The organism is Tsukamurella sp. NPDC003166 (genome assembly GCF_040611135.1).
Classification (GTDB): Bacteria; Actinomycetota; Actinomycetes; order Mycobacteriales; family Mycobacteriaceae; genus Tsukamurella.
On record NZ_JBEXNL010000012.1, the window covers coordinates 116,771 to 140,901 of the forward strand.

Here is a 24,131-nt window from a genome sequence, read left to right on the forward strand (position 1 = left end):
CGTTCTCGGTTCTCCGGCGGGCTTTCCGACGGTGCCCCCGGCCTACGTTCGTCCCATGAACGGCGAACGAGAGGCAGCGGCCGGAGTCGGCGCGGCCGAGGAGCAGATATTCGCGCGGCCCGCGTGGCTCGAGGACTTCGCGGGCGACGCCGAGCGCGCGCCCGCCCGGCAGGACGATCCGGTTCCGCCGGCGCGGGGTGCCGCTCGCCTAGAGGACGACGACTTCTGGGACCCGGAGCCGACGGGGTGGCGCGCGACGGTCGACCGGGTGCGGACCACGCCGCGCGCGGCGATCGCGCTGATCGTGGTCGGAGTGATCGCCGCGGTGGTGGCGGCGGTCGCGGTGTTCGGATCGTCCGGCGGAGGCGGCTCGAGTCCCTATCCGGTGGTGAACTTCGCCGGGGCATCGGCCAGTCCGTCCGCCGGTGGAGCGGATGCCCCTGCGTCCGGTGCGGTTCGTCCGTCCGGCTCGGCACCGTCGGAGCTGGTGGTCGCGGTCGTCGGGCTGGTCCGCGCTCCGGGCCTGCACCGGCTACGGCCGGGTGCACGCGTGGCGGACGCGCTGACCGCCGCCCGCGGCGCCCTCGGCGGGGCCGACACCGCGAGCCTGAACCTCGCGCAACCACTGCGGGACGGCGATCAGGTGGTGGTCGGTGTGGTGGACCCGAAGTCCGGTGTGAAGCTTCGCAGTTCGGTGGTGTCGGGCGCGGGGGGCGGTGCGCAGGGTGCGGCGCCGGCAGGGGGTGCATCGGGGGCTCCGGCCGGGGCGACCGGCACCGTGAACATCAATACGGCGGGCGCCACCGAGCTCGACAAGCTGCCCGGAGTGGGAGCCGCGACGGCGTCGGCGATCATCGCGTACCGGGACAAGAACGGGCCCTTCCGTTCCGTCGACGACCTGGCGAAGGTCAGTGGGATCGGAACCGCGAAGCTCGCGAAGATCAAGCCGATGGCCACGGTGTGAGCGATGCGCGAGCAGGTGGACCTGCGCCTGTTGCCGGCGGCGATCGTCTGCTGGGCCGCGGCGATCATCGCGCTGGCCTCGGCCGTGGCCGCGTGGTGGGTCGTGAGCGTCCTTGTGGCCGCGGCCGGGCTGGCGGCGCTCGTGCGTGGGCGCGCGGGACGGCCCGCGGTGCGGTCCCTCGCCCTCGTGGTCGTCGCGGCGGCGGGCCTGGGCGCCGGTGTCGCCGCGTCGGTGGCGTTCCGGGTGCACGACCGGGAGCGGGCGTCGATCGCGGACTTCGACGGCGCGGGCTCCGTGCAGGTCGTGCTGGAGGTCGACGAGTGGCCGCGGCAGCGATCGGGCGACCCGGGCGGGCATCTCGACGCGTCACGCGTGCTGGTGCCGGGCACCGTCGAAGCGGTACGGACGTCTCACGACACGCGCGCCGCGCGGGGCGGGGTGCTGCTGCTGGGAGCGGGATTCGACCTCGGTGCGCTGGTGCCGGGGGAGCGGATCGCGATTCGGGTGACGGTGCTGCGCAGTACCCGGCCGGGTCTCGTCGCGGCCGTGCTGGTCGGGTCGGGGCAGCCGACGGTGCTCGGCCGGGCCCCGCCCCACTTCCGCGCGGCCGCGGCGGTGCGGCGGGCGCTGTCGGCGGTCGCGGCGGAGGCGTTGCCGACGGATGCCGCGGGCCTGCTGCCGGCGTTGGTCCTCGGCGACGAGTCGGCGACCCTGCCGACGGTGCGCGGCGATTTCCAGGACTCCGGGCTCACCCACCTGACAGCCGTCAGCGGCGCCAACTTCGCGATTCTTGCGTTGTGTGTCTTGGGAGTGTGTGCCGCCGCCGGCCTTCCGTTGCCGGCCCGTGCCGCGCTGACCGCCACCGTCATGGTCGCCTTCGTGGGACTGGTGGGCCCGACGGGGTCGGTGGTGCGGGCTGCCGTGATGGGACTGGTCGGCGTGGCGGCGCTGGCGCTGCGGCGCGGGCGGCAGCCCCTGGTCGCGCTGTTCGCGGCGATCGTCGTGCTCATGCTGATTCGGCCGCAACTGGCCCGCGACATCGGCTTCGCCCTGTCGGTGGCCGCGACCGCTGGCCTGGTGTTGTGGTCGCCGGTGCTGCGCGATCGGCTGGTGGCGGCGCGCGTGCCGGACACGCTCGCGAGCCTGCTCGCGGTGACCGTTGTGGCGCAGGTGGTGACACTGCCGCTGATCATCGCCTTCTCCGGCCGGGTACCGCTCGGTGGGCTGGTCGCGAACCTGCTGGCAGGCCCGGTGATCCCGGTGATCACGGTGATGGGAACGCTGGCGGCGGTGGCGTCCACGCTCGTCGCCTCGCTCGCCGAGGTAGCGGTGCGGGCCACCGGGCCGGAGTTGTGGTGGGTGATCACGGTGGCGCGGTGGTGCGCGCGGATCGGGGTGATCGAGGTGCCCGGCGGCGCGGTCGCCGGCGTGCTGCTCGTCGCGGCGTGCGTGATCGTCGGTGGGGTCTGGAAGTATGGGGGCCGTGGTGGACAGCGCGCGGGTGCACGTGGTGGTGGGGACCGAGGGCCTCCTGGTCGAGCGGGCGGTCGCCGCGATCGTCGACGCGGCGCGCGCGAGTGCGGGTGACGGCGGCATGGGGCTGCCGGGTGGCGCAGGGGACGCGGTCCCGGTCACGCGCATCCGGGCCGGCGATGTCGATCAGTCCGAGCTCGTCGAGTTGCTGAGCCCGTCGCTGTTCGCGGAGGAGCGCATCGTCGTCCTCGAGTCGGCGGCCGAGGCGGGCAAGGCCCCCGTCGATCTCATCGTGGAGGCGGCTCAGAACCCGCCGGAGGGGATCACGCTGGTCATCGAGCACAGCGGTGGCGGCCGCGCGAAGTCGATGGTGGCGGCTCTGAAGAAGGCCGGCGCGGAGATGGTCGAGGTTCCCACGATCACCTCCGCCCGTGACCGCGCGGACTTCGCGAAGTCGGAGTTCCGCGCGCGCAAGGTCCGGGTGTCGGACGAGCTCGTGGACCTGCTCGTGGACTCCGTGGGGAAGGACCTGCGCGAACTCGCTGCGGCCATCGCCCAGCTGGTGGCGGACACGGGCGGCCGCGTGGACCTCGCCGCCGTGCACCGCTATTACGCGGGGCGTGCCGAGGTCACCGGCTTCGAGATCGCCGACAAGGCGGTCGCCGGACAGGTCGCGGCCGCGCTCGAGGCGTTGCGCTGGGCCCAGCATCGCGGCACCCCGCACGTGCTCATCGCCGACGCACTGGCGGACGCGGTGCACTCTGTGGCGCGGATCCGTGGCCTCGGTCGCACCCCGGATCAGTACCGGGACGCGGGGGAGCTGGGGATGGCGCCGTGGAAGGTGAAGAAGATGACGCAGGTCGCGCGGCGCTGGCGCGCGGAGAACGTCGCGAGCGCGCTGCAGGCCGTCGCGGCGGCCAACGCCGACGTCAAGGGCCAGGCCGCCGACCCGGACTACGCGCTGGAGATCGCGGTCCGCAAGGTAGCCACGCTCGCGAGCTGAGCGGCCCGCTCTGCGAGACGATTCGTGTCAGTGCCCCTCGCTAGATTCGGCACATGACCGATCCGCCGAACGCTCCTTCCGGGAGTCCTACTCCGGCAGCAATGCCGCAGACCAGGCCAGTGCTCCGGAATCCGGCATGGATGCGTGTCGTTGGAGCCACCTCGGAACAGTTCGAGACGGAGCAGTTCATCGCGAGCTATACGTCGATGGCACGCGACCTCGCCCAGGACTTCTCCGACGATGCGGAGAGGCCGTTGTCCGCCCGCGCCATGGCGATCCGTCGACGCGTCGCCGTTCAGGTTCTCTCCGACCTACAGGTGTTACGGAGACAAGCGGTCGCCGGTACCGCGTACGGCGACGGCGTGCGGACCGGATCGGCATGGAAGTATCCGGTCTCCGATCGGCACGGCCGGATCGGTGAGTTGAAGCACCCCAACGACGGGCCGGATGGCGCGCACCGGGTTGTGGACGTCATGGGCTGGCAGTACCGGCTCTACTTCAGCCGTCCCGATGTTCGGCCCGGCCTGATGCTGTGGCTTCAGGCGGGGCGCAAACCCATCGACGGCGACTGGCGAACGATTCAGTCCGCCCACATCGAGCTCGCCAAGGCCACGCTGAATCAGTGGCATCTGGCACAAGGTGGGCCGCCCGAGGCGAGTAGAGGTTAGCCTCTACCTCATGGGTGCATACGAAGACGCGCTGGCCGAGCTCGGCGTGGACCCCGACGGTCCTGAGGTGGCGTTGAGCGAAGACCTCGCCGACGCGGATGCGACGTTCCTCGCAGGACTCGTCGAACTGCGGAAGCGGGCCGGTCTCACCCAACAGGACCTGGCCGATGCGTGGGGGCGGCACAAGACGGCGGTGAGTCAGTTCGAGCACGGTGGCAACGACCCGCGGCTGTCCACGATTCGACGGTACGCCGCCAGCATCGGGGCGCGGTACACGCACGCACTGTGGTTGGATCCGGTTCTGAATCCGGATGCGGCGGAGCCTCTTCCAGTGCGGACAGCCGCATGGATGGTGGTCACGGGTTCGTGGCAGCAGGATTCACACCCCGCCGAGTCCGGCCCGACGGAATCGAAGGTGCTGTATGGCGTCGGAGCCTGACTTCCTCTCGAGTCGAGCGCAGGTCAGTGGTTTCGACTGGGTTGAGCGCTCAATGGTTCGGCACGATCAGGTGAGCGCGCCCGGCGAGGGGGGTGAAGCCGACCAGGTGAGCGTTGAACTCGCGTATGAGACCAGTCCCGCCGGTGCCGAGACCCGCTTCGCATGGTTGGCGTGCAAGGTCGTGGCCGACGATGAGACCGCGCGCGTAGTGGTTCGGGTACGTGTTCGCTTCGTGTTCCCCGTCGAGGTACTAGACGAACACGTACGCGACCCGCACATGGTGGCGCGACTGCTGGCGGATCACGCAGTCGACTACGTACTGGGCTTCGCGAGGACGGGCCTCGCTGACGAGCTTCAGCGGGCCAAGCGCCCGGTTCTCTTGATGCCACTCACGGTGTCCAGTGAGATCAAGTCGCACATCTCTGCCGATCCAGCGGGGTGGCTGGCGGGTGCGCTGACCCACCGGGCGTGACGGCGGCGGACCGTCGAGCCGGCTCCTGATCCGGATACGCGAAAACCGCGCCGCACCAGTCCGGCCCGCGTGGTGCCGGTGGGGGTGCGGCGCGGTGATGCGCGCAGCTAGCGGAAGATCAGAGCTTGTTCAGAGCCAGCGACAGGGCCGACTTCTTGTTGGCGGCCTGGTTGGCGTGGATCACGCCGGCGCTGGCGGCCTTGTCAAGCTGACGGCTGGTGCTGACGAGGAGCTCGCCGGCCTTGGCCTTGTCCCCGGCCTCGACGGCCTCGCGGAAGTGGCGGATGGCGGTACGCAGCGACGACTTCGCCGACTGGTTGCGCAGGCGGTTGCGCTCGTTGGTCTTGATCCGCTTGATCTGGGACTTGATGTTGGCCACGCGTTCAAACTCTCTTGTCTCGAAAGGGCAGCCGGTGATGACTGCCGACGTACCAGGTTACCAGCGGCCCGGATACAACCCAAATCGCGGCACCGGCCTGCGGAACGGCGTCCGGCGCCCAGCTTGCCACGCCGTGAACGAGACCGCTGCCGAAACGGCTCGGGTGCGGCACGATGGCCGAGTGACCCCGCAGAAACAGGCCAAGGCCGGCACCTCGGGACGCACGTCGGCGTCCGCGACCCGGAAGCCGGCCGCCGTCCCACGACTGTCCGATGACGCGCCGCTTTTCGCGGGCTACGACGAGGCACCGTCGTTCCAGCGGGCGTTCGACGAGATGTTCGCCGACGACGGCACCGTCCGGACGCCCTACAAGCGGATCTTCGGCGCGCTCGCGTCGGCGGACGAGTCGGACCTGGCGGCCCGCGTGGACGCGCTCGGTGCGGCGTTCATCGACCAGGGCATCACCTTCTCTCTGGAGGGTCGTGAGCGTCCGTTCCCGCTGGACCTGGTGCCGCGCGTCATCGCCGCCGCCGAGTGGAACCGCCTGGAGAAGGGCATCAAACAGCGCGTGCAGGCGCTGGAGATGTTCCTCGACGACATCTACTCCGAGCAGGAGATCCTGCGCGACGGCGTCGTTCCCAAGCGGCTGGTCACCTCGTGCGCCCACTTCCACCGGCAGGCCGCGGGCATTCGCCCGCCCAACGGCGTGCGGATCCACGTCGCGGGCATCGACCTGATCCGCGACGCCGAGGGCACGTTCCGCGTCCTCGAGGACAACCTGCGGTCACCGTCGGGCGTGAGCTACGTGATGGAGAACCGCCGGACCATGGCCCAGGTCTTCCCGGACCTGTTCCAGCGGCACCGCGTCCGCGCGGTCGCGGACTACAGCTCCCACCTGCTGCGCGCGCTGCGCCGCAGCGCCGCGTCCAACGAGGCCGATCCGACGGTCGTGGTGCTCACCCCGGGCATGGCGAACTCCGCCTACTTCGAGCACTCGCTGCTCGCCCGGCAGATGGGCGTGGAGCTGGTCGAGGGCCGAGACCTCTTCTGCCGCGACAACGTGGTCTACATGCGCACCACCAGCGGCGAGCAGCAGGTGGACGTGATCTACCGCCGCATCGACGACGAGTTCCTCGACCCGATGCAGTTCCTCCCGAACTCGGTGCTCGGCGTCGCGGGCCTGCTCAACGCCGCCCGCGCGGGCAACGTGGTGATCAGCTCCGCCGTGGGCAACGGTGTCGCCGACGACAAGCTCACCTACACCTACGTGCCCGACATCATCGACTACTACCTCGGCGAGAAGCCGCTCCTGCAGAACGTCGACACGCTGCGCTGCTGGCTCGACGACGAGCGCGAGGAGGTGCTCGACCGGATCGACGAGCTGGTCATCAAGCCCGTCGAGGGCTCCGGCGGCTACGGCATCGTCTTCGGGCCGGACGCGAGCGAGAAGGAACTCGCGACGATCCGCCGCAAGGTCATGAGCGATCCGCGCGGCTGGATCGCGCAGCCCGTCGTGCAGTTGTCGACAGTGCCGACGAAGATCGGTGAGCAGGCCCGCCCGCGGCACGTGGATCTGCGCCCCTTCGCCGTGAACGACGGTGACGACGTGTGGGTGCTGCCCGGGGGCCTGACCCGCGTCGCTCTCCCTGAGGGCTCTCTCGTGGTGAACTCTAGTCAGGGCGGCGGTTCCAAAGACACGTGGGTGTTGGCCGGCCGGTCCTCGGTGGCGGAGGCGGAACTCGAAGGCGTGGAGGTGGTTCCGAGCCGCGATCTCGTCGAGCAGCAGCAGGTGGAGCTCGGGCCCGAGCTCAGCTCGCAGGATCAGCAGCAACAGCAGGCACGAGAGGAGGAGCGTCATGCTCGCCCGTAACGCGGAGGCGCTGTACTGGATCGGCCGGTACGCCGAACGCGCCGACGACACCGCCCGCATGCTGGACGTGACCGTGCACCAGTTCCTCGAGGACGCCACCATCGACGAGGACCGCGCCTCCCGGCAGTTGGTCCGCGTCCTGGGCATCCCGGAGCCGCCCGCGGATCAGCCGCTCGATCTGCGGTCGGTGACGGAGGTCGTGGCCTACAACCGGGATCCGGGCAGTGGCTCGATCGCGGCGAGCGTCGCCTCCGCCCGCGAGAACGCCCGCGGTGCACGGGAGGTCACGAGCTCCGAGATGTGGGAGTGCCTCAACGCCACCTACAACGGTCTCGCCGAGCGGGAGCGCGCCGCGCGCCGCCTCGGCCCGCACGAGTTCCTCAACTACATCAAGAACCGCGCCGCGATGTTCGCAGGCCTCACCGATTCGACGCTGTCCCGCGACGAGGGCTATCAGTTCATGTTGCTGGGCCGCTCGATCGAGCGGATGGACATGGCGGTGCGGCTGCTGCTCTCGCGTGCGGGCGATCGCGCGAACGCGCCCACCTGGGTGACGGTGCTCCGCGCGACCGGCGCGCACGACACCTACCTGCGGACGCACCGCGGCGTGCTCGATGCGACGCGGGTGGTCGAGTTCATCTTGGTGGACAGGCTCTTCCCGCGGTCGGTGATCCACGCGCTGACCACCGCCGAGGACTGCCTGAACGCCATCGAGGGCGGTCGAGAGGGACGTCTCGGCACCCGCACCGAGGCGCAGCGTCTGTTGGGCCGTGCCCGTGGCGAGCTCGAGTTCCTCGCTCCCGGAGAGCTGCTCGACGATCTGCAACGCAGGCTCCTCGCCCTGCAGGAGCTGGGGCAGGCCGCGGGCGAGGCGGTCACCGCTCGCTACTTCCACGTGACGCCCTACGTCGCCTGGACCGACGCCCGGGCCCGGGGCGACATCGACACCATCCTGGAGGGGGAGCTGTGAGCTGGCGTCTTCGAGTCGTGCACTCCACCGGTTTCGGCTACAACGCGCCGGTCACCTCGTCGTACAACGAGGCCCGCCTGACCCCGCGAAGTGACCAGCGGCAGAACGTGATCCTCAACCGCGTCGAGACGGTGCCCGCCACCCGCGCGTACCGCTACACCGACTACTGGGGCACCGCGGTCACCGCGTTCGACCTGCACGCCCCGCACACCGCGCTCGAGGTCACGGGTGCCTCCGTCGTGGAGACCGAGGCCGCCGACGACACGGGCGACGTGGTCGGCTGGGACGAGCTCGCGACCGACCGCGTCCGGGACCGGTTCGACGAGCTGCTCAGCTACACCGACTACGTGCCCAAGCAGCGCAAACTCGCGGCACAGGCGAAGAAGCTGGTCAAGGATCTCGAGCCCGACGAGGCCGTGCTGGCGGTCTGCCGGTGGGTGCACGAGGAACTGGACTACGTGCCCGGCACCACGGGCGTGCACTCCTCGGCGACCGACGCCTGGGAGGAGCGCAAGGGCGTCTGCCAGGACTACGCGCACCTGACCCTGCTGCTGCTCCGCAGTGTCGGCATCCCAGGACGCTACGTCTCGGGGTACCTGCACCCGCAGCGCGATGCGGAGGTCGGGTCGACGGTGGCGGGGGAGTCGCATGCGTGGATCGAGGCGTGGACCGGTCAGTGGCGCGGCTACGACCCGACGAACGATGTCCCGATCGGCGAGCGGCACGTCTCCGTCGGAGTGGGCCGCGACTACGCCGACGTCCCGCCCCTGCGCGGTGTGATCGCGGGCGGCGGCGCGTCGGATCTCGATGTGGTCGTGGAGATCACCCGTCTCGCATGATCCCCCGGCGCGCATGACCGACGACACCCCGCTGTGGATCGCCGTCCGCGGTGCCCGGGTGCACAACCTGCGGTCCCTGGACGTCGACGTGCCGCTGCGTCGGCTCGTCGCCATCGCGGGCGTGTCCGGTAGCGGCAAGTCGTCGTTGGCGATGGGCGTCCTGTACGCCGAGGGCTCGCGCCGCTACCTCGAGGCGCTGTCGACCTACACACGGCGCCGCATGGCGCAGGCGCCCCGGGCCGCCGTCGACTCCGTGGAGCACGTCCCCGCGGCACTCGCGCTCCGGCAGCGGCCCGGCGTCCCCGGCGTGCGCAGCACCTTCGGCACCAGCACCGAGCTGCTGAACGTGCTGCGGCTCATGTTCTCCCGGCTCGCCGCGCACCGCTGCCCGAACGGCCACTACGTCGACCCGACCATCGACGTCGCCGCCGGACTCGACCTCACGTGCCCGGAGTGCGGCGCCGTCTTCTCCCCGCCCGGCGCGGAGGCACTGGCCTTCAACGCCGACGGTGCCTGCCCAACCTGCGCCGGAACGGGCACCGTCCGCGCGATCGACGGGGCCGCACTGGTACCCGACCCCACGAGGACCATCGCCGACGGTGCCGTCGCGCCCTGGTCGATGATGGGTCTGACGGTGATGCCGCAGGTGGTCGCGGAGATGGGTGTGCGCACCGATGTGCCCTTCGACGAGCTGACCGACGACGAGAAGCGGGTGGTGCTGCACGGTCCCGCGGAGAAGCGCCACATCACGGTGCCCTCGAAGAACGGCAAGCTGTTCGAGCTGAACTTCACGTACCGGAACGCGACGACCGCGGTACAGGAGGCACTGGACAAGGCGGACACCGAATCCGGGCTGGGACGGATCGCGCGCTTCCTCCACTCGAGTCCGTGCCCCGACTGTCGCGGCACCCGCCTGAACCCCTCCGCGCGGGCGCCGCGGATCGGCGGCCTGGGCCTTGCGGACGTCACCGCGATGACCCTCGACGACGTGGTGGGGTGGGCGCCGGGCACCGTCGAACCGCTCCCGGCCGACATGCGCGAGATGGCCGGAATCCTGGTCGACACCCTGGAATCGATCGCGCGGCGCCTGCTGGAGCTGGGTCTGGGGTACCTCGGCCTGGACCGCGCCGCGGCCACGCTCTCCACCGGTGAGCGGCAGCGGGTCCAGCTCGCGCGGGCGGTCCGCAACCGCACCACCGGGGTGCTCTACGTGCTCGACGAGCCCTCGGTGGGGCTGCACCCGGCCAACGTCGAGGGCCTCCTGGGCGTAGTGCGGGACCTGTTGCGGGACGGCAACTCCGTGGTCGTCGTCGATCACGATCTGGACGTGGTGCGCCAGGCGGAGCACCTCGTCGAGATCGGTCCCGGTTCGGGCTCGGAGGGCGGTCGCTTGATCGCGCAGGGCGCCGTCGCCGAGGTCGAGCGGGACCCGAATTCCGTGCTGGGCGACTACCTCGCGGGCCGCGTGCCGGTTCGGACGCGACCCCGCACCGCCGTCGACGAGCTCTTCGCCCGCGGCCGGATCCACCTCGAGACGAACCCGATCCACACTGTGCACGCGCTCGCCGTCGACCTCCCGGTGGGTCGGATCACCGCCGTGACGGGCGTTTCCGGCTCGGGTAAGTCGACGCTGGTCCTCGAGGGGCTCGTCCCGGCGCTGACCGCCGCGGCCGCCGGCGAACCGCTGCCCGCGCACGTCACGGTTCTCGACGCGCCGGGACTCGGGCGGGTGAACCTCGTGGACGCCACGCCCATCGGCGTCAACGTGCGCTCGACGGTCGCCACCTACAGCGGCGTCCTCGACGACCTGCGGCGCGAGTACGCCAAGGTCGCCGCGGCGAAGGACCTGGGCCTGAAAGCCGGTGCTTTCTCCTACAACACGGGGTCGCTTCGCTGCCCGCGGTGCGAGGGCACGGGCCAGGTCTCGCTCGACGTGCAGTTCCTTCCCGACGTCGACATCGAATGCCCCGCGTGCCTGGGCCGACGGTACGCCCCCGAGGCCTGGGCGGTGCGCTGGCCGGAACGGCCCGCGCAATCGATCGAGGCCGGTCTCGCCCTGCCGGATCTGTTGGCACTCAGCGTCCGCGAGGCCGTCGCGGTCGTGCCGGTGCCGCGGATCGCCAAGAAGCTGCGCACCCTCGCGGATCTCGGGCTCGGCTATCTGACCTTGGGTGAGGCTACGCCCGCGCTGTCCGGTGGCGAGGCGCAGCGGCTCAAGCTCGCCGGCGAATTGGGACGCGATCAGTCCGACGCCGTCTTCGTGCTCGACGAGCCCTCGGTGGGGCTGCACCCGAAGGACGTCCGCATCCTGCTCGACGTGCTGCAGCGGCTCGTCGATCGCGGCGCGACGGTCGTGGTCGTCGAACACGACCTGGACCTGATCGCCAACGCCGACCACGTCATCGACCTGGGGCCGGGCGGTGGGGCGGCCGGCGGCACCGTCGTGGCCCAGGGGACGCCCGAACAGGTCGCGGCGACCGAGGGCAGCGTGACCGGCCGGTTCCTGCGCGGTCACCTGGAGGGGTGAGTTTTGCCCCCGCGTTGATGTATGCATTGCTTACACGGAGCGGACCCGCTAATGTAAGCGGTGTCAACAAGCTGTTCCGTCGAGCCAGGAGCCTCGTTATGACCAAGCGCATTCTCAACGTCGTGACCAATGTCGGCCACTACGACGATCCGTCGCACACGACCGGCCTGTGGCTCTCCGAGCTCACCCACGCCTGGCACGTCTTCGAGGAGGCCGGCTACGAGCAGGTGGTGGTGAGCCCCCGGGGCGGCGCGTCCCCGCTCGAGCCGCGGTCGCTGAAGTTCCCCAACTACGACAAGACCGCGAAGGCCTGGCGCGCGAACCCCGCGAAGATGGCACTGCTGGAGAACACGCTGAGCCCCGACGACATCGACTCGGCTGACTTCGACGCGATCTTCTTCACCGGCGGTCACGCCGTGATGTACGACTTCCCGGGCAGCGAAGGACTGCAGCGGATCTCGCGGGAGCTCTACGAGCGCGGCGACATCGTCTCCTCGGTGTGCCACGGCTATTGCGGGCTGCTGGACACGAAGCTGTCGAACGGCGAGTACCTCATCAAGGGTCGTCGGATGACCGGGTTCGCCTGGCAGGAAGAGGTTCTCGCCCGCGTCGACAAGCTCGTGCCCTACAACGCGGAGGAGCGGTGCAAGGAGCGCGGCGCTCTCTACCAGAAGGCCAAGCTGCCCTTCGTCTCGTACACCGTCGTCGACGGCAACCTCGTCACCGGCCAGAACCCGGGCTCCGCCAAGGAGACCGCGCAGAAGGTCGTGGCGGCCCTGCGCTGACCTCTTTCGCGGTGTCTCAGGACCAGCCGTAGTCGTCGCGCAGGCGCTGCGCGACGGACTCGAAGCGCCGTCGGTCCAGGACGGCGCCCTCGCGGCGGATGCCGTCCTCGGGTACGTCCAGGACCCGGTCGAGCCGTACCCACGAGGGGCGACGGTCCTCGTCCCACGGGCCGGAGCCGATGCCCACCCACTCCGGATCACCCATGTGCTTTTCCTGGCTGGAGAGCATCAGGCCCAGGAGGACGACGCCGGAGCGACCCACGACGAGCACCGGCCGGTCCTTGCCCTGCCCCGCGTTCGGCCCCGTCGTCTCCTCGAACTCGACCCAGGTCCACACGACCTCGCCGGGATCGGCCCGGCCGTCCAGTTGGGGCGCGTAGACCACGGACCGGGCCATCAGCTCGGTCCGCGTCGAGGTGCGGGTCACGGGCCGTCCAGGGGTGAACTCCTTGGGCTCCGACGGTGCCTCCAGGCCGAGGGCCTGGTTCACCGTCTGCGTGACCACCTGGGTGATCGCCTCCCGTCCGGCTCGGACGGGAGGGCTGTTCACGACCTGCGCCGCGAGCCGGGGGCCGTGCTCGCGCGCGAGCTTGGCCGCCACGGCCGCGAAGCGGGTGAAGTCGTTCGGCATGCTCCCAGGATAGGCCCGCGGGTCCGTAGGGCGCCGCGACGAATTCCGAAGGCCTCGTTCGTACACATCTGTGACGACCTTCCGCGAGCACAGGAGACTCCGATGACCATCTCGTCCGACACCGATCTGTACGACGCCACCGTCGCCGAGCGCACCCGGATGGCGGGGTTGCTCGACAGCCTCACGCCCGAGCAGTGGGCGGCGGACTCCCTGTGCGCGGGCTGGCGGATCCGTGAGGTGGTGGCGCACCTGAGCATGACCGACACGCAGACCTTCGAGGAGTTCGGGGCGGCCGTCGCCGAGGCGGGTGGCGACGTGAACGTCGCGGTCGATCGCACCGCCCGCGCCGATGCCGCCCGCTTCACCGACACCGAGCTGCTGGCGATCCAGCACGCCCGCGTCGCCAGCCGGTGGACGCCCGGACCCGGCGCGACACAGGGTGCGCTCGCCCACGAGGTGATCCACGGCCTGGACATCACGATCCCGCTCGGGCTGCCGAGCCCGGCACCGGAGGTGCTCGCCGCGACGGTGACCGGCTCGAGCGCGGAGGGGCTCGGGTTCTTCGGCGTCGACCTCGCCGGCCTGCGGCTCACGGCCGACGACTCGGAGCTCGCACTCGGCGACGGCCCACGGGTCCTCGCCCTGCCGACGCTCGAGATCGTGTTGATCGCGACGGGTCGACGGCCGGTCCCGGCGCGCACCGTCGTGGGATGATCGCCGGTGTGGCAGGAGTCGACGAGGCAGCGATCGACGAGGCGCTCCTTGGAGCCCTGCGGCCCGAGCTGGTCCGGTACTGCTACCGGATGATCGGCGACGGTGCGGGCGCCGAGGACGCGGCGCAGGAGGTGTTGCTGCGGGTGTGGAACGCGCGGGAGAGCTACGACCCGGCCCGCGCGAGCATCCGGACCTGGGCGTACGCGATCGCGTCCCGCTACTGCATCGACCTGCTGCGCGCCGCCCCGCGCCGGGCCCTGCCGACAGACCTGTCGGAGCGCAACGGCGCGGGGGATCAGGCGTTCGCGGAGCTCCGGCCGGGCAGCTGGGTCACGCCGTTGCCGGACGCCGGCGCGGATCCGGCGGCTGCGGCGGAGCAGCACGAGAGCATCCGGATGGCCTTCGTCGCGGCGTTGCAGCACCTCACGCCGGCGCAGCGGGCCGTGCTGGTGCTGCGCGACGTGTACCGGCACAGTGCCGCCGAGACCGCCTCGATCCTCGGGATCAGTGCGGCCGCAGCGCATTCCTCGCTGCAGCGCGCCCGCAGGGTGCTCGCCGGGGCGGCGCCGGCACCGTCGGACGTTCCTGCGGGTGACGTGGATCCCCGGCTCCTGGACGGCTTCGTCCGCGCCTTCGAGCGGCACGACGTGGCGGGTCTCGCCGCGCTGCTGGCGGAGGACGTGGTCTTCTCCATGCCGCCCGTGGCGTTCTGGTTGCAGGGCGCAGCCGCCTACGCGGCGCTGTTCGCCTCGGGGGACGCCTGCGTCGGGCACCGCCTCGTGGCGACGACGGCGAACGGATCGCCCGCGTTCGGGCAGTACGAGCCGGGGGACGGGAACGGCATGCGCCCGTTCGCCCTCGTCGTCCTGGAGTCCGACGGTGCCCGGGTCACCCGGGTGACGACCCACCTGGATCAGGCCGACCGGTTCGAGGCCTTCGGCCTCCCGGTCCGACTCCTCTAACGCTGACTGCGGCGATGAACCGGGCCGGAGTAGAGCGATGCTGTTGGGAATATCCCAACATTCGCGTAGCCTGGCGACTGTGGACCTGGCGATGCGAGAACTCGGCGACCGGATTCGGTCCCGCATGCCCGAGGGGATGAGCCAGCGCGGGCTCGCCGAGCTGGTGGGGATGAAGCCCGATGCGTTGTCGCGTGCACTCAACGGGCAGCGCGGGATCTCGTCGCTGGAGGTTGCGGCGATCGCCGACGTCATCGGCGCTGATACACACTGGATCATCACCGGCCGCGAGGTGCCGAACCGGGTCACAATCGCGGCGCGGCACGCATGGAACCCGACCACTCGGCAGCGGATCAACGACGGACGCGAGGCCGATGCGGCTGTTCTCGATAAGATCGCCGAGGTGTACCGGCAGGCGTTCCCCGATGGGGCCGAGCCTTCCGCGGCGCTTCCCACAGATCCCGCCGAGGCACGTGATCGACTCGGCCCGGGCTTCGTCGAGCCGTTCGCCGAGCGGCTCGAGAGCCGATTGGGTGTCGACGTCATTCGGATACCAGGGCTATCGACCGACTACTCTCTGAGGATCGGTGACCGTGCGGTGATCGTCCTCATGAGCACTCCGAACTGGTTCCGCAATAACTGGTCCGCAGCTCATGAGTTGGCCCATCTCGCCTTCGGTCATCACGGTGACGACTCCGAGACTGTGGGACGCAACGAGGACGTCTCGGATGCCTTTGCGGCAGAGCTGCTCCTGCCGGAGAGTGACATGCGCTCGATCGTGTGGCGAGAGATGCCGCTTCCCGACGTCGCGCGACAGATCTGGTCTCGTGGTGTTTCGACGAGCGCATTGGCGACGCGCCTGACCTGGTTGAAGCTTGCGGACCGGGACCTGATCGATGCACTCAGGAGCACCACGACACCGCAGTTCCTTCGGGCTCATCTAGAGGAAGCGCGGACTGATCGCTTCCTCATCCGCCGTCGTGGTGAGCGCTCGGTTGGGAGACTGTTTCCCGAGGAGCTTCTCGGTGTGCTCGAAGAGCGAGTGGCAGCGGGCGACGTCGCCCCTGATCTTCTCGCATGGGCACAGGATGTCGACACCGAGGAAATCGACTACCCGGATGACGAGACGTACGAGGCGCTGGCGGCCTCGAGGTACCAGGCGGCGATAGCGGACCGCCCCTCGCTCGCGGAGCTCCGAGCAATCGCAGCCGAGATCCGCGCGCGTGAGTGAGCTGATCTGGCGCACCCTGGCGTCCAAGCGCGACTGTCGATACCTCCAGTCGTTCTCCTGTACGACACCGCGGCTGACCGTCGACGGGAGTGTGCGCCGCGCTCCTCACCCACGTCCCTGGGAGCTTGAGGCGCAGTCGATGATTCGACGGCTCAGCGAGTCGAAGGCCGCACGCGATGTCGTCTTCGTCGCGGAGAGGCCCGACGGCACGCCCGTGGCGGTGGCGCACATCAGCCCTTCCAACGACGGGCGGGTAGCGGCCGTGCACCTCAACGTCATCGCGGTCGGGTGGTCGGACCGCGGTCTTGGGCTGGCGGACCGCGTATTGGACCGTGTGCGCGCCGAGAGCGTGGCCTACGCCACGGCCGAATGCCTTCCCCTCGAACTGATCTCGGCGACAATACACACATCCAACCAAGCGAGTATCCACATGGCGCAACGGAACGGCTTCGAACCGACGGGTTCGCCGGTAGGGCACTACCAGACGTGGATCTGGGTACCGGCGAGGTAGCTCATGGTGCCCGCCGCGCCGCGGACACGAGCTCCGCGCAGCGCTCGCCGACCAGCATCACGGTGATGTTCGGGTTGACCGTGGTGTGCTCGGGGAAGACCGACGCGTCCGCGACCCGCAGTCCGGCGACGCCCTTGACGCGCAGTTCCGGATCGAGGGGGGACATCGGATCGTCGCCGGCGCCCATCCGTACCGTGCCCGCGGGGTGGTAGACGGTGTTGTGCGTGCGGCGGATGTAGTCGGCCAGTTCGGCGTCCGTCTGTGCGCCGGGGCCGGGGTAGAGCTCGCGCTCGATCCAGTCCTTGAGCGGTCCCGCCTCCGCGATCTCGCGCGCCTTGCGGATCCCGGCGATCATCACCTTCAGGTCGTGGCCCTCGGCGTCCGTGAAGTACCGCGGGTCGACCCTGGGCTTGTCGCGGAAGTCGCGGGTGCGCAGCCGGACGGTGCCGCGCGAGCGCGCGTGGGTGACGTTAGGTGTGAGGCAGAAGGTGTTCTCCGCCGTGGGGTAGCCCTGGCGGAGCGTGTGCATGTCGAAGGGCACGCTGCCGTAGTGCATCATCAGGTCCGGCCGGTCGAGGCCGTACTCGGTGGGCGTGAAGATCCCGATCTCCCACCACTGGGTGGACTCGCGGACCATCGGCCGCGACGATTCGAAGCCGATCACGCCCTCCGGGTGGTCCTGCAGGTGCGCGCCCACGCCGGGCGAGTCGACGAGCACGTCGACGCCGGTCTCCCGCAGGTGATCCGCGGGGCCGATCCCCGAGAGCATGAGCAGCTTCGGCGAGTCGATGGCGCCCGCGCTGACGATCACCTCGCGCCGCGCGGCCACGAACGTAGTGCGCCCGAACGCATTGTCGGTGATGTCGACGCCGATGGCCCGCGGCTGATCGCCGGTGGTGTCGAAGACGACGCGCTTGGCCCACGCGCCGGTGCGGATCGTGAGGTTCTCCCGGCCCAGCACCGGGTGCAGGTAGCTCACCGATGAGGACGACCGCGTCCCGTCGGCGCGGCGGTTGATCTGGAAGAAGTTGGCGCCGTTGGTCACCGTGGTCCCGGAGTTGAACTCGGCGCGGGGGATGCCCACCTCCTCGCACGCGTCGAGCAGCGCGACGCCGCACGGATCGTTCGGCGGCACGGTCATGATCTGCACCGGTCCGGAGCGCCCGTGGTGGTCGCCGGGGGCGTCGTTGGTCTCGATCCGCGGATACAGCCGATACACCGAATCCGCGCCCCAACCCGCCGCGCCGTGGTCGCGCTCCCACGAGTCGAGATCCTCGCGCGGGGCCCAGAAGGCGATGCAGCTGTTGTGGGAACTGCAGCCGCCCAGCACCTTCGCGCGGGCGTGCCGCAGGAACGAGTTGCCGTTCTCCTGCGGCTCGATCGGGTAGTCCCAGTCGTAGCCCGACTCGAGGAGCTCCATCCAGCGGTCCAGTCGAAGGATCGCCTCGTCGCCCACATCGGAGGGGCCGGCCTCGAGGAGGCAGACGGTCATCGTCGGGTCTTCGGACAGGCGGGCGGCGACGGCGGCCCCCGCCGATCCCGCTCCCACCACCACGTAATCGAAGGTCTCCCGGCCGGATTCGGGTGCAGTCACTGATCGTCCTTCCGCTCGGCGAACCACCCGGTGACGGACGGCCGCAGGTTCTCGTAGACGTGCTTGGCCTCGAGGTACTCGCCGAGGCCCGAAGGGCCCAGCTCGCGCCCGATGCCGGAGGCGCCGAAACCACCCCACTCGGCCTGGGGGAGGTAGGGCCCGAAATCGTTGATCCAGACGGTGCCGTGCCGCAGCCGCCGCGCGACCCGCTTCGCGCGGCCGCCGTCCGCGGACCAGACCGCGCCCGCGAGGCCGTACTCGGTGTCATTGGCGATCGCCACCGCCTCGTCCTCCGTCTCGAAGGTCTCGACGGTGACCGTCGGCCCGAAGGCCTCGTCGTGCACGCAGGCCATCGACGGATCGCACCGGTCCAGCACCGTCGGGAGGTAGAAGTAGCCGGCGTCCAACGGGCCTGATCCCTGGTCCCCGGTGGCGAACGCACCGCCCGTGCGGACGACCGCGCCGTCGGCACGCGCCTTCTCGACGTACGCGTGCACCTTATCGCGGTGCGCGGCCGAGATCAGCGGCCCGGTCTCGGTGCCCTCGGCGTCGGGCAGGCCCTGCCGGATGCCCTCGGCACGGCGCACCAGCTCATCGACGAAGGCGTCGTGCACGGACGCCTCGACCACGAGCCGGGCGCCCGCCGAGCACACCTGGCCGGAGTGCAGGAAGGCGGCGTTGAGCGCATTGTCCACCGCGGCCGCAAGGCCTTCCGGCGTGGCGCAGGCATCGGCGAAGATCACGTTCGGGTTCTTGCCGCCGAGCTCCAGTGCCACCTTCTTGACGGTGCCGGCGGCGTTCGCGGCGATGATCCGGCCGGTCACGAGGCCGCCGGTGAAGGACACCAGGTCCACGTCCGGGTGGGTCGACAGGGGCGCGCCCGCCTGGGCACCCGCGCCGAGCACGAGGTTGGCGACGCCGTCGGGTAGACCGACCTCCTGGAGCACCTGCATCAGCAGGATCGACGTGTGCGGGGTGAGCTCGGAGGGTTTGAGCACGAAGGTGTCCCCGGCCGCCAGCGCGGGCGCGACCTTCCACGCCGCCTGGAGGAGCGGGTAGTTCCAGGGTGTGATCATCCCGCAGACGCCCACGGGTTCGTACACGATCTGCGAGGCGACGTCCGCGGATCCGGCGTCCACGATCCGCCCGGAGTCCTGCCCCGCGAGCTTGCCGAAGTAGCGGAAGCAGGCGGCGATGTCGGCCATGTCCAGCTCGGACTCGTACAGGCGCTTGCCGGTGTCGGCGGTCTCGGCGCGCGCGAACTCGTCGCGGCGGCGCTCCAGCGCGTCGGCGACGCGCAGCAGCAGATCGCCCCGCTCGGCGGCCGGGACGTGCGGCCAAGGGCCGGTGTCGAAGGCGCGGCGGGCCGCGGCGATCGCGGCCTCGGTATCGGCGGCGGTCGCCTCGTCGACGACGCCGACCTCGGTGCCGTCGGCGGGGCAGACGATGGTGCGGGTGCCGTCACCCTCGCTGTGTCGCCAGGTGCCGTCGATGAACAGGGTGGGTTCGGTCATGCGGGTGTCCCTTCGGGTTCTGTGGACGCTTCCGGGTCGGGATCGGTTCGGGTGCTGTCGGACTCGTCGTGGCCGTCGTGATGGTCGGTCGCCGCGCGGCGCAGATGCAGGTAGCCGAGATGGCGCTCGTACTGATCCAGGATGTCGCCGATGATCTGCTCGCGGGAGTAGCCGTTGAGTGTGTAGCCCTGCGAGCCCTCCGCGAGGTACACCTCGCACCGGAAGTACCGGTCCGCCGAACGCTGGGCGAGGACCGCGTAGCTCGGCGCCGGGGCGGAGACGGGCCACACGCAGTATTCGAAGTGCGGCTCGCCGGCCAGGTCGACGGTGAGCGTGGGGGAGGGTAGTGACTCGCTGCGGCCCGATTCGTCGATCGTCGCCGAGATGCCCTCGGCGGCGAATTCTGTTGCTATGTCCCGCATGGCGGGTGCGACGGCGTTCTCCAGGAACCTCAGTGTCGCGGCGCGGCTCGGGTAGTGGATCGTCGCGAGAAGGCGCCGCCGCCAACTGCCGGACTCGCCGCCGCCCCGACCCGCGGCGAGGGACTTGGGCAGCGCGGTCCGATAACTGTCGTGCTTGTACGACTCCGTGTGCAGGGCCCGCAGCAGCGACAGGCCCACCAGAGCCAGGACGAAGGAGAAGGGCAGTCCCATGATGATGGTCGCCTTCTGCAGCGTGACGATCGAACCCTCGTTGCCCGCGAACAGCATCGCGAGGGTCAGCAGGCCGATCGCGAAGGACCAGAAGATCCGCGTGCTGCGGGCGCAGTCCGCCATCGGATCGGACAGCGTGCTGGTGAAGTTGCCCATCACCAGCGAGCCGGAGTCGGCGCTCGTGACGTAGAAGAGCAGTCCGGTGATCGTGGCGATCGCGAGCAACAGCGGTGCGCCGGGGTACTTCTCGAGCAGCGAGTAGAACCCGACCTCGGGCGTCGACGCGGTCGCCTCGGCGAAGGGCTTGTCGCCCCGGGCCACCTCGAGGGCGCTGTTACCGAAGATCGAGATCCACACCAGGATGAAGCTGAACGGCACGACGAGGACGCCGAAGACGAACTGGCGCAGCGTGCGGCCCCGCGAGATGCGAGCGAGGAAGAGGCCCACGAAGGGCGCCCAGGCCACCCACCACGCCCAGAAGAACAGCGTCCACGAGTCCAGCCAGCCCGACGGGTCGTTGCCCGCGGACTCGGGACTGATCTGGCCCCACGCGAACGTGTCCATCGTGCGGTCGAGGAAGGTCGACAGGTAGTCGCCCGTGTTCTGCACCAGGCCGTTGAGCAGGAAGTCGGACCGGCCGGCGACCAGGATGTAGACGAGCAGCAGGATCGCGAGGATCACGTTGAGCTCGCTGAGCCGGCGGATGCCCTTGTCGACGCCGGAGGTCGCGGAGATCGTCGCGACGATCACCGACAGCACGATGAGTCCGATCTGCGCGGCCTTGCCCTGCGGGAGGCCGAACAACTCGTGCAGGCCGTAGTTCAGCTGGACGATCCCGATGCCCAGCGAGGTCGCGATGCCGAAGATCGTGCCGAGGACGGCGGCCACGTCGACCGCGTCACCGAGACGTCCGTGCACGCGCCTGCCGAGGATCGGATAGAGCGCTGCGCGAATGGTGAGCGGGAGGTTGTGCCGGAAGGCGAAATAGGCGAGCGCGCCACCCATCAGCGCGTACATCGCCCAGCCGGTGACGCCGTAGTGGAACACGGTCCACGTGACGGCCTCCCGTGCGGCGTGGTTGTTCTCGCCCGTACCGACCGGGGGATTGAGGTAGTGGCTCACCGGCTCGGCGACGGAGAAGAACATCAGGTCGATGCCGATGCCCGCGGCGAAGAGCATGGAGGTCCAGGTGAAGAGGCTGTATTCGGGGCGGGATTCCTCAGGACCGAGCCGGTACGTGCCGTACCTGCTCAAGCCGATGAACACGACCACACCCACGATCGCCGTCGCGAGGAGGAAGTACCACCAGCCGAACCAGGTGGTGATGAAGGAGACCACGCCGCTGATCACGCTCTCCGCGGTCTCGGGAGAGGCGAGTGCCCAGAGGGCGAAGGCCAGGACCGAGCCTGCGGCGGCGAGGAAGACTCGGCGGTTGAGGGAGCTCGTCGGTGTCGATGTCGTGTCTACTGGTTTCGATGTTCGTGAGGATTCAGAATCACTCATGCCGTTCGACGTTACCGCGACGCCGGGCGAATCGGACGAAGTCCCCGGTACTCGGACATCGCGGTGCGGCTACTCGACGACCTCACCCGCGAATAGCCGGACGCCGTCGCCCGCGCCGTCTCCGGTTGCCCACTGCCTCATCGCCCGGCCGCCCCGCCGCCTCCGCCCCTCCGCGAGTGTCCGCAGGGTCTCCCACCCGTTTCGCGGCAGCCCACCTCGCGTGCGGGGTGGGCTGCCGCGCTGAGGGTGGGGCAGGTGCTCCGTCTCCGCCAGCCCAGGCTGTCGAGCCACCTCAGCTCTCCGCCGGACGTATGGCGTTCGGTGAACCAGCAGGTCGTGGCCGGTTCGCGCCCCGCATCACCACGCGGTAGACACGCGCGCTCAACGCTCGCGACTGCCTGCGCGCGAAACCCTGCTCCGATCGGTGGTGGGAGTGCCGCGTCCCGGTGACGTACATCGTGACGATCGCGTTCGGCCGCCGCGGTGCGGCCGTGCGAGGCGGCATGAGAAACTGGACGGTGACGTGTGCCGGGGCCCCGGCCAGCCGCCCGAGGAGTGAGACCGATTCCCAGCTTCGCCGACGAGACCTTCACCGAGCCCTCGCGTATCCGCAACTTCTCGATCATCGCGCACATCGACCACGGCAAATCCACCCTGGCCGACCGGATGCTGCAGATCACGGGGGTCGTCGAGGCGCGCGCCATGCGGGCGCAGTACCTCGATCGGATGGACATCGAGCGCGAGCGCGGCATCACGATCAAGGCGCAGAACGTGCGCCTGCCGTGGTCCGTGGACGGCGAGGACTACGTCCTGCACATGATCGACACACCGGGTCACGTCGACTTCACCTATGAGGTCTCCCGCGCGCTGGAGGCGTGCGAGGGTGCGATCCTGCTGGTCGATGCCGCGCAGGGCATCGAGGCCCAGACGCTCGCGAACCTGTACCTGGCGATGGACAAGAACCTCGAGATCATCCCTGTCCTCAACAAGATCGACCTCCCCGCGGCGGACCCCGACCGGTACGCCGAGGAGATCGCGCACATCATCGGCTGCGAGCCCGACGAGGTGCTGCGCGTGTCCGGCAAGACCGGCGCCGGGGTGGACGCGCTGCTCGATCGCGTGGTCCAGAAGGTGCCCGCGCCCGTCGGCGACGCCGATGCGCCCGCCCGCGCAATGATCTTCGACTCGGTCTACGACACCTACCGCGGCGTGGTCACCTACATCCGCGTCGTGGACGGCAAGATCGTCCCGCGCGAGAAGATTCAGATGATGTCGACCGGCGCCACCCACGAACTCCTCGAGGTGGGTATCGTCTCGCCGGAGCCGAAGGCCTCCAAGGGACTCGGCGTGGGTGAGGTCGGTTACCTCATCACCGGCGTGAAGGACGTGCGGCAGTCGAAGGTGGGCGACACCGTGACCACCGCGCGCAAGGGCGCCGAGACGCCGCTCACCGGCTACCAGGAGCCGCGGCCGATGGTCTACTCGGGCCTGTATCCCGTGGACGGCTCCGACTACCCGGCCCTGCGCGAGGCGCTCGACAAGCTGCAGCTCAACGACGCCGCGCTCACCTACGAGCCGGAGACCTCCGTGGCCCTCGGCTTCGGCTTCCGCTGCGGCTTCCTGGGGCTGCTGCACATGGAGATCACCCGCGAGCGGCTCCAGCGCGAGTTCGGCCTCGACCTGATCTCGACTGCGCCGAACGTGGTCTACCGCGTGGTCGGCGAGGACGGCAAGGAGCTGATCGTCACCAACCCGTCGGACTGGCCGGACGGGAAGCTGCGCGAGACCTACGAGCCGATCACCAAGACCACGATCATCGCGCCCAGCGAGTTCGTCGGCACGATCATGGAGCTGTGCCAGTCGCGCCGCGGCGAGCTCGGCGGCATGGACTACCTGTCGGAGAGCCGCGTCGAGCTGCGGTACACGCTGCCGATGGCGGAGATCATCTTCGACTTCTTCGACTCGCTGAAGTCGCGGACCCGCGGCTACGCCTCGCTCGACTACGAGGAGGCCGGCGAGCAGCAGTCCGACCTGGTGAAGGTCGACATCCTGTTGCAGGGCGAGGCCGTCGACGCGTTCAGCGCGATCGTGCACCGCGACGGTGCCCAGGGCTACGGCAACAAGATGACGGTCAAGCTCAAGGAGCTCATCCCGCGTCAGCAGTTCGAGGTGCCGGTGCAGGCCGCGATCGGCAGCAAGATCATCGCTCGCGAGAACATCCGCGCCATCCGCAAGGACGTGCTCGCCAAGTGCTACGGCGGCGACATCAGCCGTAAGCGCAAGCTGCTCGAGAAGCAGAAGGAGGGCAAGAAGCGCATGAAGACGATCGGCCGGGTCGACGTGCCGCAGGAGGCCTTCGTCGCCGCGCTCTCGTCCGACGCCTCCGCGGACAAGCCGAAGGGGAAGTAGCGCGTCCCTCGCGTCCCTCGTTC

The 24,131-nt window shown here is 70.0% G+C and carries 21 protein-coding genes; 16 read left to right on the forward strand and 5 right to left on the reverse strand.

Translation table 11 applies throughout. The features are described from left to right. The first annotated feature begins 55 nt into the window (after window positions 1–55). The 6 genes from ABZX10_RS14910 to ABZX10_RS14935 are packed head-to-tail and all read left to right on the forward strand — an operon-like array spanning window position 56 to window position 5,019. On the forward strand, window positions 56–964 hold the full coding sequence (locus ABZX10_RS14910) for a ComEA family DNA-binding protein (RefSeq protein WP_355541016.1): 909 nt from the start codon (window positions 56–58) through the stop codon (window positions 962–964). 3 nt (window positions 965–967) lie between these two features. Next, window positions 968–2,551: a ComEC/Rec2 family competence protein gene (locus ABZX10_RS14915; RefSeq protein ID WP_355541019.1), complete on the forward strand. Its 1,584-nt coding sequence runs from the start codon at window positions 968–970 to the stop codon at window positions 2,549–2,551. Next, window positions 2,451–3,440, forward strand: a complete 990-nt coding sequence (holA, locus tag ABZX10_RS14920; RefSeq protein ID WP_355541127.1) for a DNA polymerase III subunit delta — start codon at window positions 2,451–2,453, stop codon at window positions 3,438–3,440. The genes ABZX10_RS14915 and holA overlap by 101 nt, the downstream gene beginning before the upstream one ends. Window positions 3,441–3,493: 53 nt before the next feature. After that, window positions 3,494–4,108, forward strand: a complete 615-nt coding sequence (locus ABZX10_RS14925) for a hypothetical protein (RefSeq protein ID WP_355541022.1) — start codon at window positions 3,494–3,496, stop codon at window positions 4,106–4,108. 10 nt (window positions 4,109–4,118) lie between these two features. After that, entirely contained in the window at window positions 4,119–4,547 is a 429-nt protein-coding gene (locus tag ABZX10_RS14930; RefSeq protein ID WP_355541025.1) for a helix-turn-helix domain-containing protein, read from the forward strand. Further along, the gene (locus ABZX10_RS14935; RefSeq protein WP_355541028.1) at window positions 4,531–5,019 is read left to right on the forward strand and encodes a hypothetical protein; all 489 of its coding nucleotides are present in this window, start codon (window positions 4,531–4,533) and stop codon (window positions 5,017–5,019) included. Before ABZX10_RS14930 ends, ABZX10_RS14935 begins: the two co-directional genes overlap by 17 nt. Window positions 5,020–5,137: 118 nt before the next feature. Here ABZX10_RS14935 and rpsT read toward each other — a convergent pair whose 3' ends face one another. Next, window positions 5,138–5,398 (reverse strand): 30S ribosomal protein S20, encoded by a 261-nt coding sequence (rpsT, locus tag ABZX10_RS14940; protein ID WP_068572410.1) that lies wholly within the window; start codon window positions 5,396–5,398, stop codon window positions 5,138–5,140. Window positions 5,399–5,663: 265 nt separating this feature from the next. Here rpsT and ABZX10_RS14945 point away from each other — a divergent pair, with 265 nt between their 5' ends. The 5 genes from ABZX10_RS14945 (at window position 5,664) to ABZX10_RS14965 (ending at window position 12,389) form a co-directional block, all read left to right on the forward strand. Beyond that, window positions 5,664–7,268 (forward strand): circularly permuted type 2 ATP-grasp protein, encoded by a 1,605-nt coding sequence (locus tag ABZX10_RS14945; protein ID WP_355541130.1) that lies wholly within the window; start codon window positions 5,664–5,666, stop codon window positions 7,266–7,268. Then, window positions 7,255–8,238 (forward strand): alpha-E domain-containing protein, encoded by a 984-nt coding sequence (locus ABZX10_RS14950; RefSeq protein WP_355541033.1) that lies wholly within the window; start codon window positions 7,255–7,257, stop codon window positions 8,236–8,238. Before ABZX10_RS14945 ends, ABZX10_RS14950 begins: the two co-directional genes overlap by 14 nt. Then, on the forward strand, window positions 8,235–9,077 hold the full coding sequence (locus tag ABZX10_RS14955) for a transglutaminase family protein (protein ID WP_355541036.1): 843 nt from the start codon (window positions 8,235–8,237) through the stop codon (window positions 9,075–9,077). The genes ABZX10_RS14950 and ABZX10_RS14955 overlap by 4 nt, the downstream gene beginning before the upstream one ends. A gap of 13 nt (window positions 9,078–9,090) precedes the next feature. Then, window positions 9,091–11,604: an excinuclease ABC subunit UvrA gene (locus ABZX10_RS14960; RefSeq protein ID WP_355541039.1), complete on the forward strand. Its 2,514-nt coding sequence runs from the start codon at window positions 9,091–9,093 to the stop codon at window positions 11,602–11,604. Window positions 11,605–11,702: 98 nt separating this feature from the next. Beyond that, window positions 11,703–12,389, forward strand: coding sequence for a type 1 glutamine amidotransferase domain-containing protein (locus ABZX10_RS14965; protein ID WP_355541042.1), 687 nt, complete (start codon window positions 11,703–11,705; stop codon window positions 12,387–12,389). A gap of 16 nt (window positions 12,390–12,405) precedes the next feature. Here the strand turns inward: ABZX10_RS14965 and ABZX10_RS14970 are convergent, their stop codons facing one another. Beyond that, window positions 12,406–13,020, reverse strand: a complete 615-nt coding sequence (locus ABZX10_RS14970) for a type II toxin-antitoxin system PemK/MazF family toxin (RefSeq protein WP_355541045.1) — start codon at window positions 13,018–13,020, stop codon at window positions 12,406–12,408. Window positions 13,021–13,122: 102 nt separating this feature from the next. On the opposite strand from ABZX10_RS14970, the gene ABZX10_RS14975 reads away from it, so the two are divergent. The 4 genes from ABZX10_RS14975 (at window position 13,123) to ABZX10_RS14990 (ending at window position 16,435) form a co-directional block, all read left to right on the forward strand. Beyond that, window positions 13,123–13,734, forward strand: coding sequence for a maleylpyruvate isomerase family mycothiol-dependent enzyme (locus tag ABZX10_RS14975; protein WP_355541049.1), 612 nt, complete (start codon window positions 13,123–13,125; stop codon window positions 13,732–13,734). Continuing rightward, window positions 13,731–14,696, forward strand: a complete 966-nt coding sequence (locus ABZX10_RS14980) for an RNA polymerase subunit sigma-70 (RefSeq protein WP_355541052.1) — start codon at window positions 13,731–13,733, stop codon at window positions 14,694–14,696. The genes ABZX10_RS14975 and ABZX10_RS14980 overlap by 4 nt, the downstream gene beginning before the upstream one ends. A gap of 79 nt (window positions 14,697–14,775) precedes the next feature. Further along, window positions 14,776–15,924 (forward strand): XRE family transcriptional regulator, encoded by a 1,149-nt coding sequence (locus ABZX10_RS14985; protein WP_355541055.1) that lies wholly within the window; start codon window positions 14,776–14,778, stop codon window positions 15,922–15,924. Next, on the forward strand, window positions 15,917–16,435 hold the full coding sequence (locus ABZX10_RS14990; protein ID WP_355541058.1) for a GNAT family N-acetyltransferase: 519 nt from the start codon (window positions 15,917–15,919) through the stop codon (window positions 16,433–16,435). Before ABZX10_RS14985 ends, ABZX10_RS14990 begins: the two co-directional genes overlap by 8 nt. Window position 16,436: 1 nt before the next feature. On the opposite strand, the gene ABZX10_RS14995 is transcribed toward ABZX10_RS14990, so the two are convergent. Genes ABZX10_RS14995 through betT form a run of 3 tightly spaced genes read right to left on the reverse strand, consistent with a single transcriptional unit; the run spans window position 16,437 to window position 21,699 of the window. Next, window positions 16,437–18,029 carry a GMC family oxidoreductase N-terminal domain-containing protein gene (locus tag ABZX10_RS14995; protein ID WP_355541061.1) on the reverse strand — a complete coding sequence of 531 codons (1,593 nt, stop codon included), beginning with the start codon at window positions 18,027–18,029 and terminating at the stop codon, window positions 16,437–16,439. Further along, complete coding sequence (locus ABZX10_RS15000; protein ID WP_355541064.1) at window positions 18,026–19,543, reverse strand: aldehyde dehydrogenase family protein; 1,518 nt, start codon at window positions 19,541–19,543, stop codon at window positions 18,026–18,028. The genes ABZX10_RS14995 and ABZX10_RS15000 overlap by 4 nt, the downstream gene beginning before the upstream one ends. Beyond that, on the reverse strand, window positions 19,540–21,699 hold the full coding sequence (betT, locus tag ABZX10_RS15005; RefSeq protein ID WP_355541067.1) for a choline BCCT transporter BetT: 2,160 nt from the start codon (window positions 21,697–21,699) through the stop codon (window positions 19,540–19,542). Before betT ends, ABZX10_RS15000 begins: the two co-directional genes overlap by 4 nt. 555 nt (window positions 21,700–22,254) lie before the next feature. Here betT and lepA point away from each other — a divergent pair. Then, window positions 22,255–24,108, forward strand: coding sequence for a translation elongation factor 4 (lepA, locus tag ABZX10_RS15010; RefSeq protein ID WP_355541070.1), 1,854 nt, complete (start codon window positions 22,255–22,257; stop codon window positions 24,106–24,108). Window positions 24,109–24,131 lie beyond the last annotated feature (23 nt).

Bases quoted from the DNA above. Each gene is read 5' to 3' on its own strand.
- ABZX10_RS14910 (WP_355541016.1), top strand. From the start codon at position 56: ATGAACGGCGAACGAGAGGCAGCGGCCGGAGTCGGCGCGGCCGAGGAG.
- ABZX10_RS14915 (WP_355541019.1), top strand. From the start codon at position 968: ATGCGCGAGCAGGTGGACCTGCGCCTGTTGCCGGCGGCGATCGTCTGC.
- ABZX10_RS14925 (WP_355541022.1), top strand. From the start codon at position 3,494: ATGACCGATCCGCCGAACGCTCCTTCCGGGAGTCCTACTCCGGCAGCA.
- ABZX10_RS14930 (WP_355541025.1), top strand. From the start codon at position 4,119: ATGGGTGCATACGAAGACGCGCTGGCCGAGCTCGGCGTGGACCCCGAC.
- ABZX10_RS14935 (WP_355541028.1), top strand. From the start codon at position 4,531: ATGGCGTCGGAGCCTGACTTCCTCTCGAGTCGAGCGCAGGTCAGTGGT.
- ABZX10_RS14950 (WP_355541033.1), top strand. From the start codon at position 7,255: ATGCTCGCCCGTAACGCGGAGGCGCTGTACTGGATCGGCCGGTACGCC.
- ABZX10_RS14960 (WP_355541039.1), top strand. From the start codon at position 9,091: ATGACCGACGACACCCCGCTGTGGATCGCCGTCCGCGGTGCCCGGGTG.
- ABZX10_RS14965 (WP_355541042.1), top strand. From the start codon at position 11,703: ATGACCAAGCGCATTCTCAACGTCGTGACCAATGTCGGCCACTACGAC.
- ABZX10_RS14970 (WP_355541045.1), bottom strand. From the start codon at position 13,020: ATGCCGAACGACTTCACCCGCTTCGCGGCCGTGGCGGCCAAGCTCGCG.
- ABZX10_RS14975 (WP_355541049.1), top strand. From the start codon at position 13,123: ATGACCATCTCGTCCGACACCGATCTGTACGACGCCACCGTCGCCGAG.
- ABZX10_RS14980 (WP_355541052.1), top strand. From the start codon at position 13,731: ATGATCGCCGGTGTGGCAGGAGTCGACGAGGCAGCGATCGACGAGGCG.
- ABZX10_RS15000 (WP_355541064.1), bottom strand. From the start codon at position 19,543: ATGACCGAACCCACCCTGTTCATCGACGGCACCTGGCGACACAGCGAG.
- betT (WP_355541067.1), bottom strand. From the start codon at position 21,699: ATGAGTGATTCTGAATCCTCACGAACATCGAAACCAGTAGACACGACA.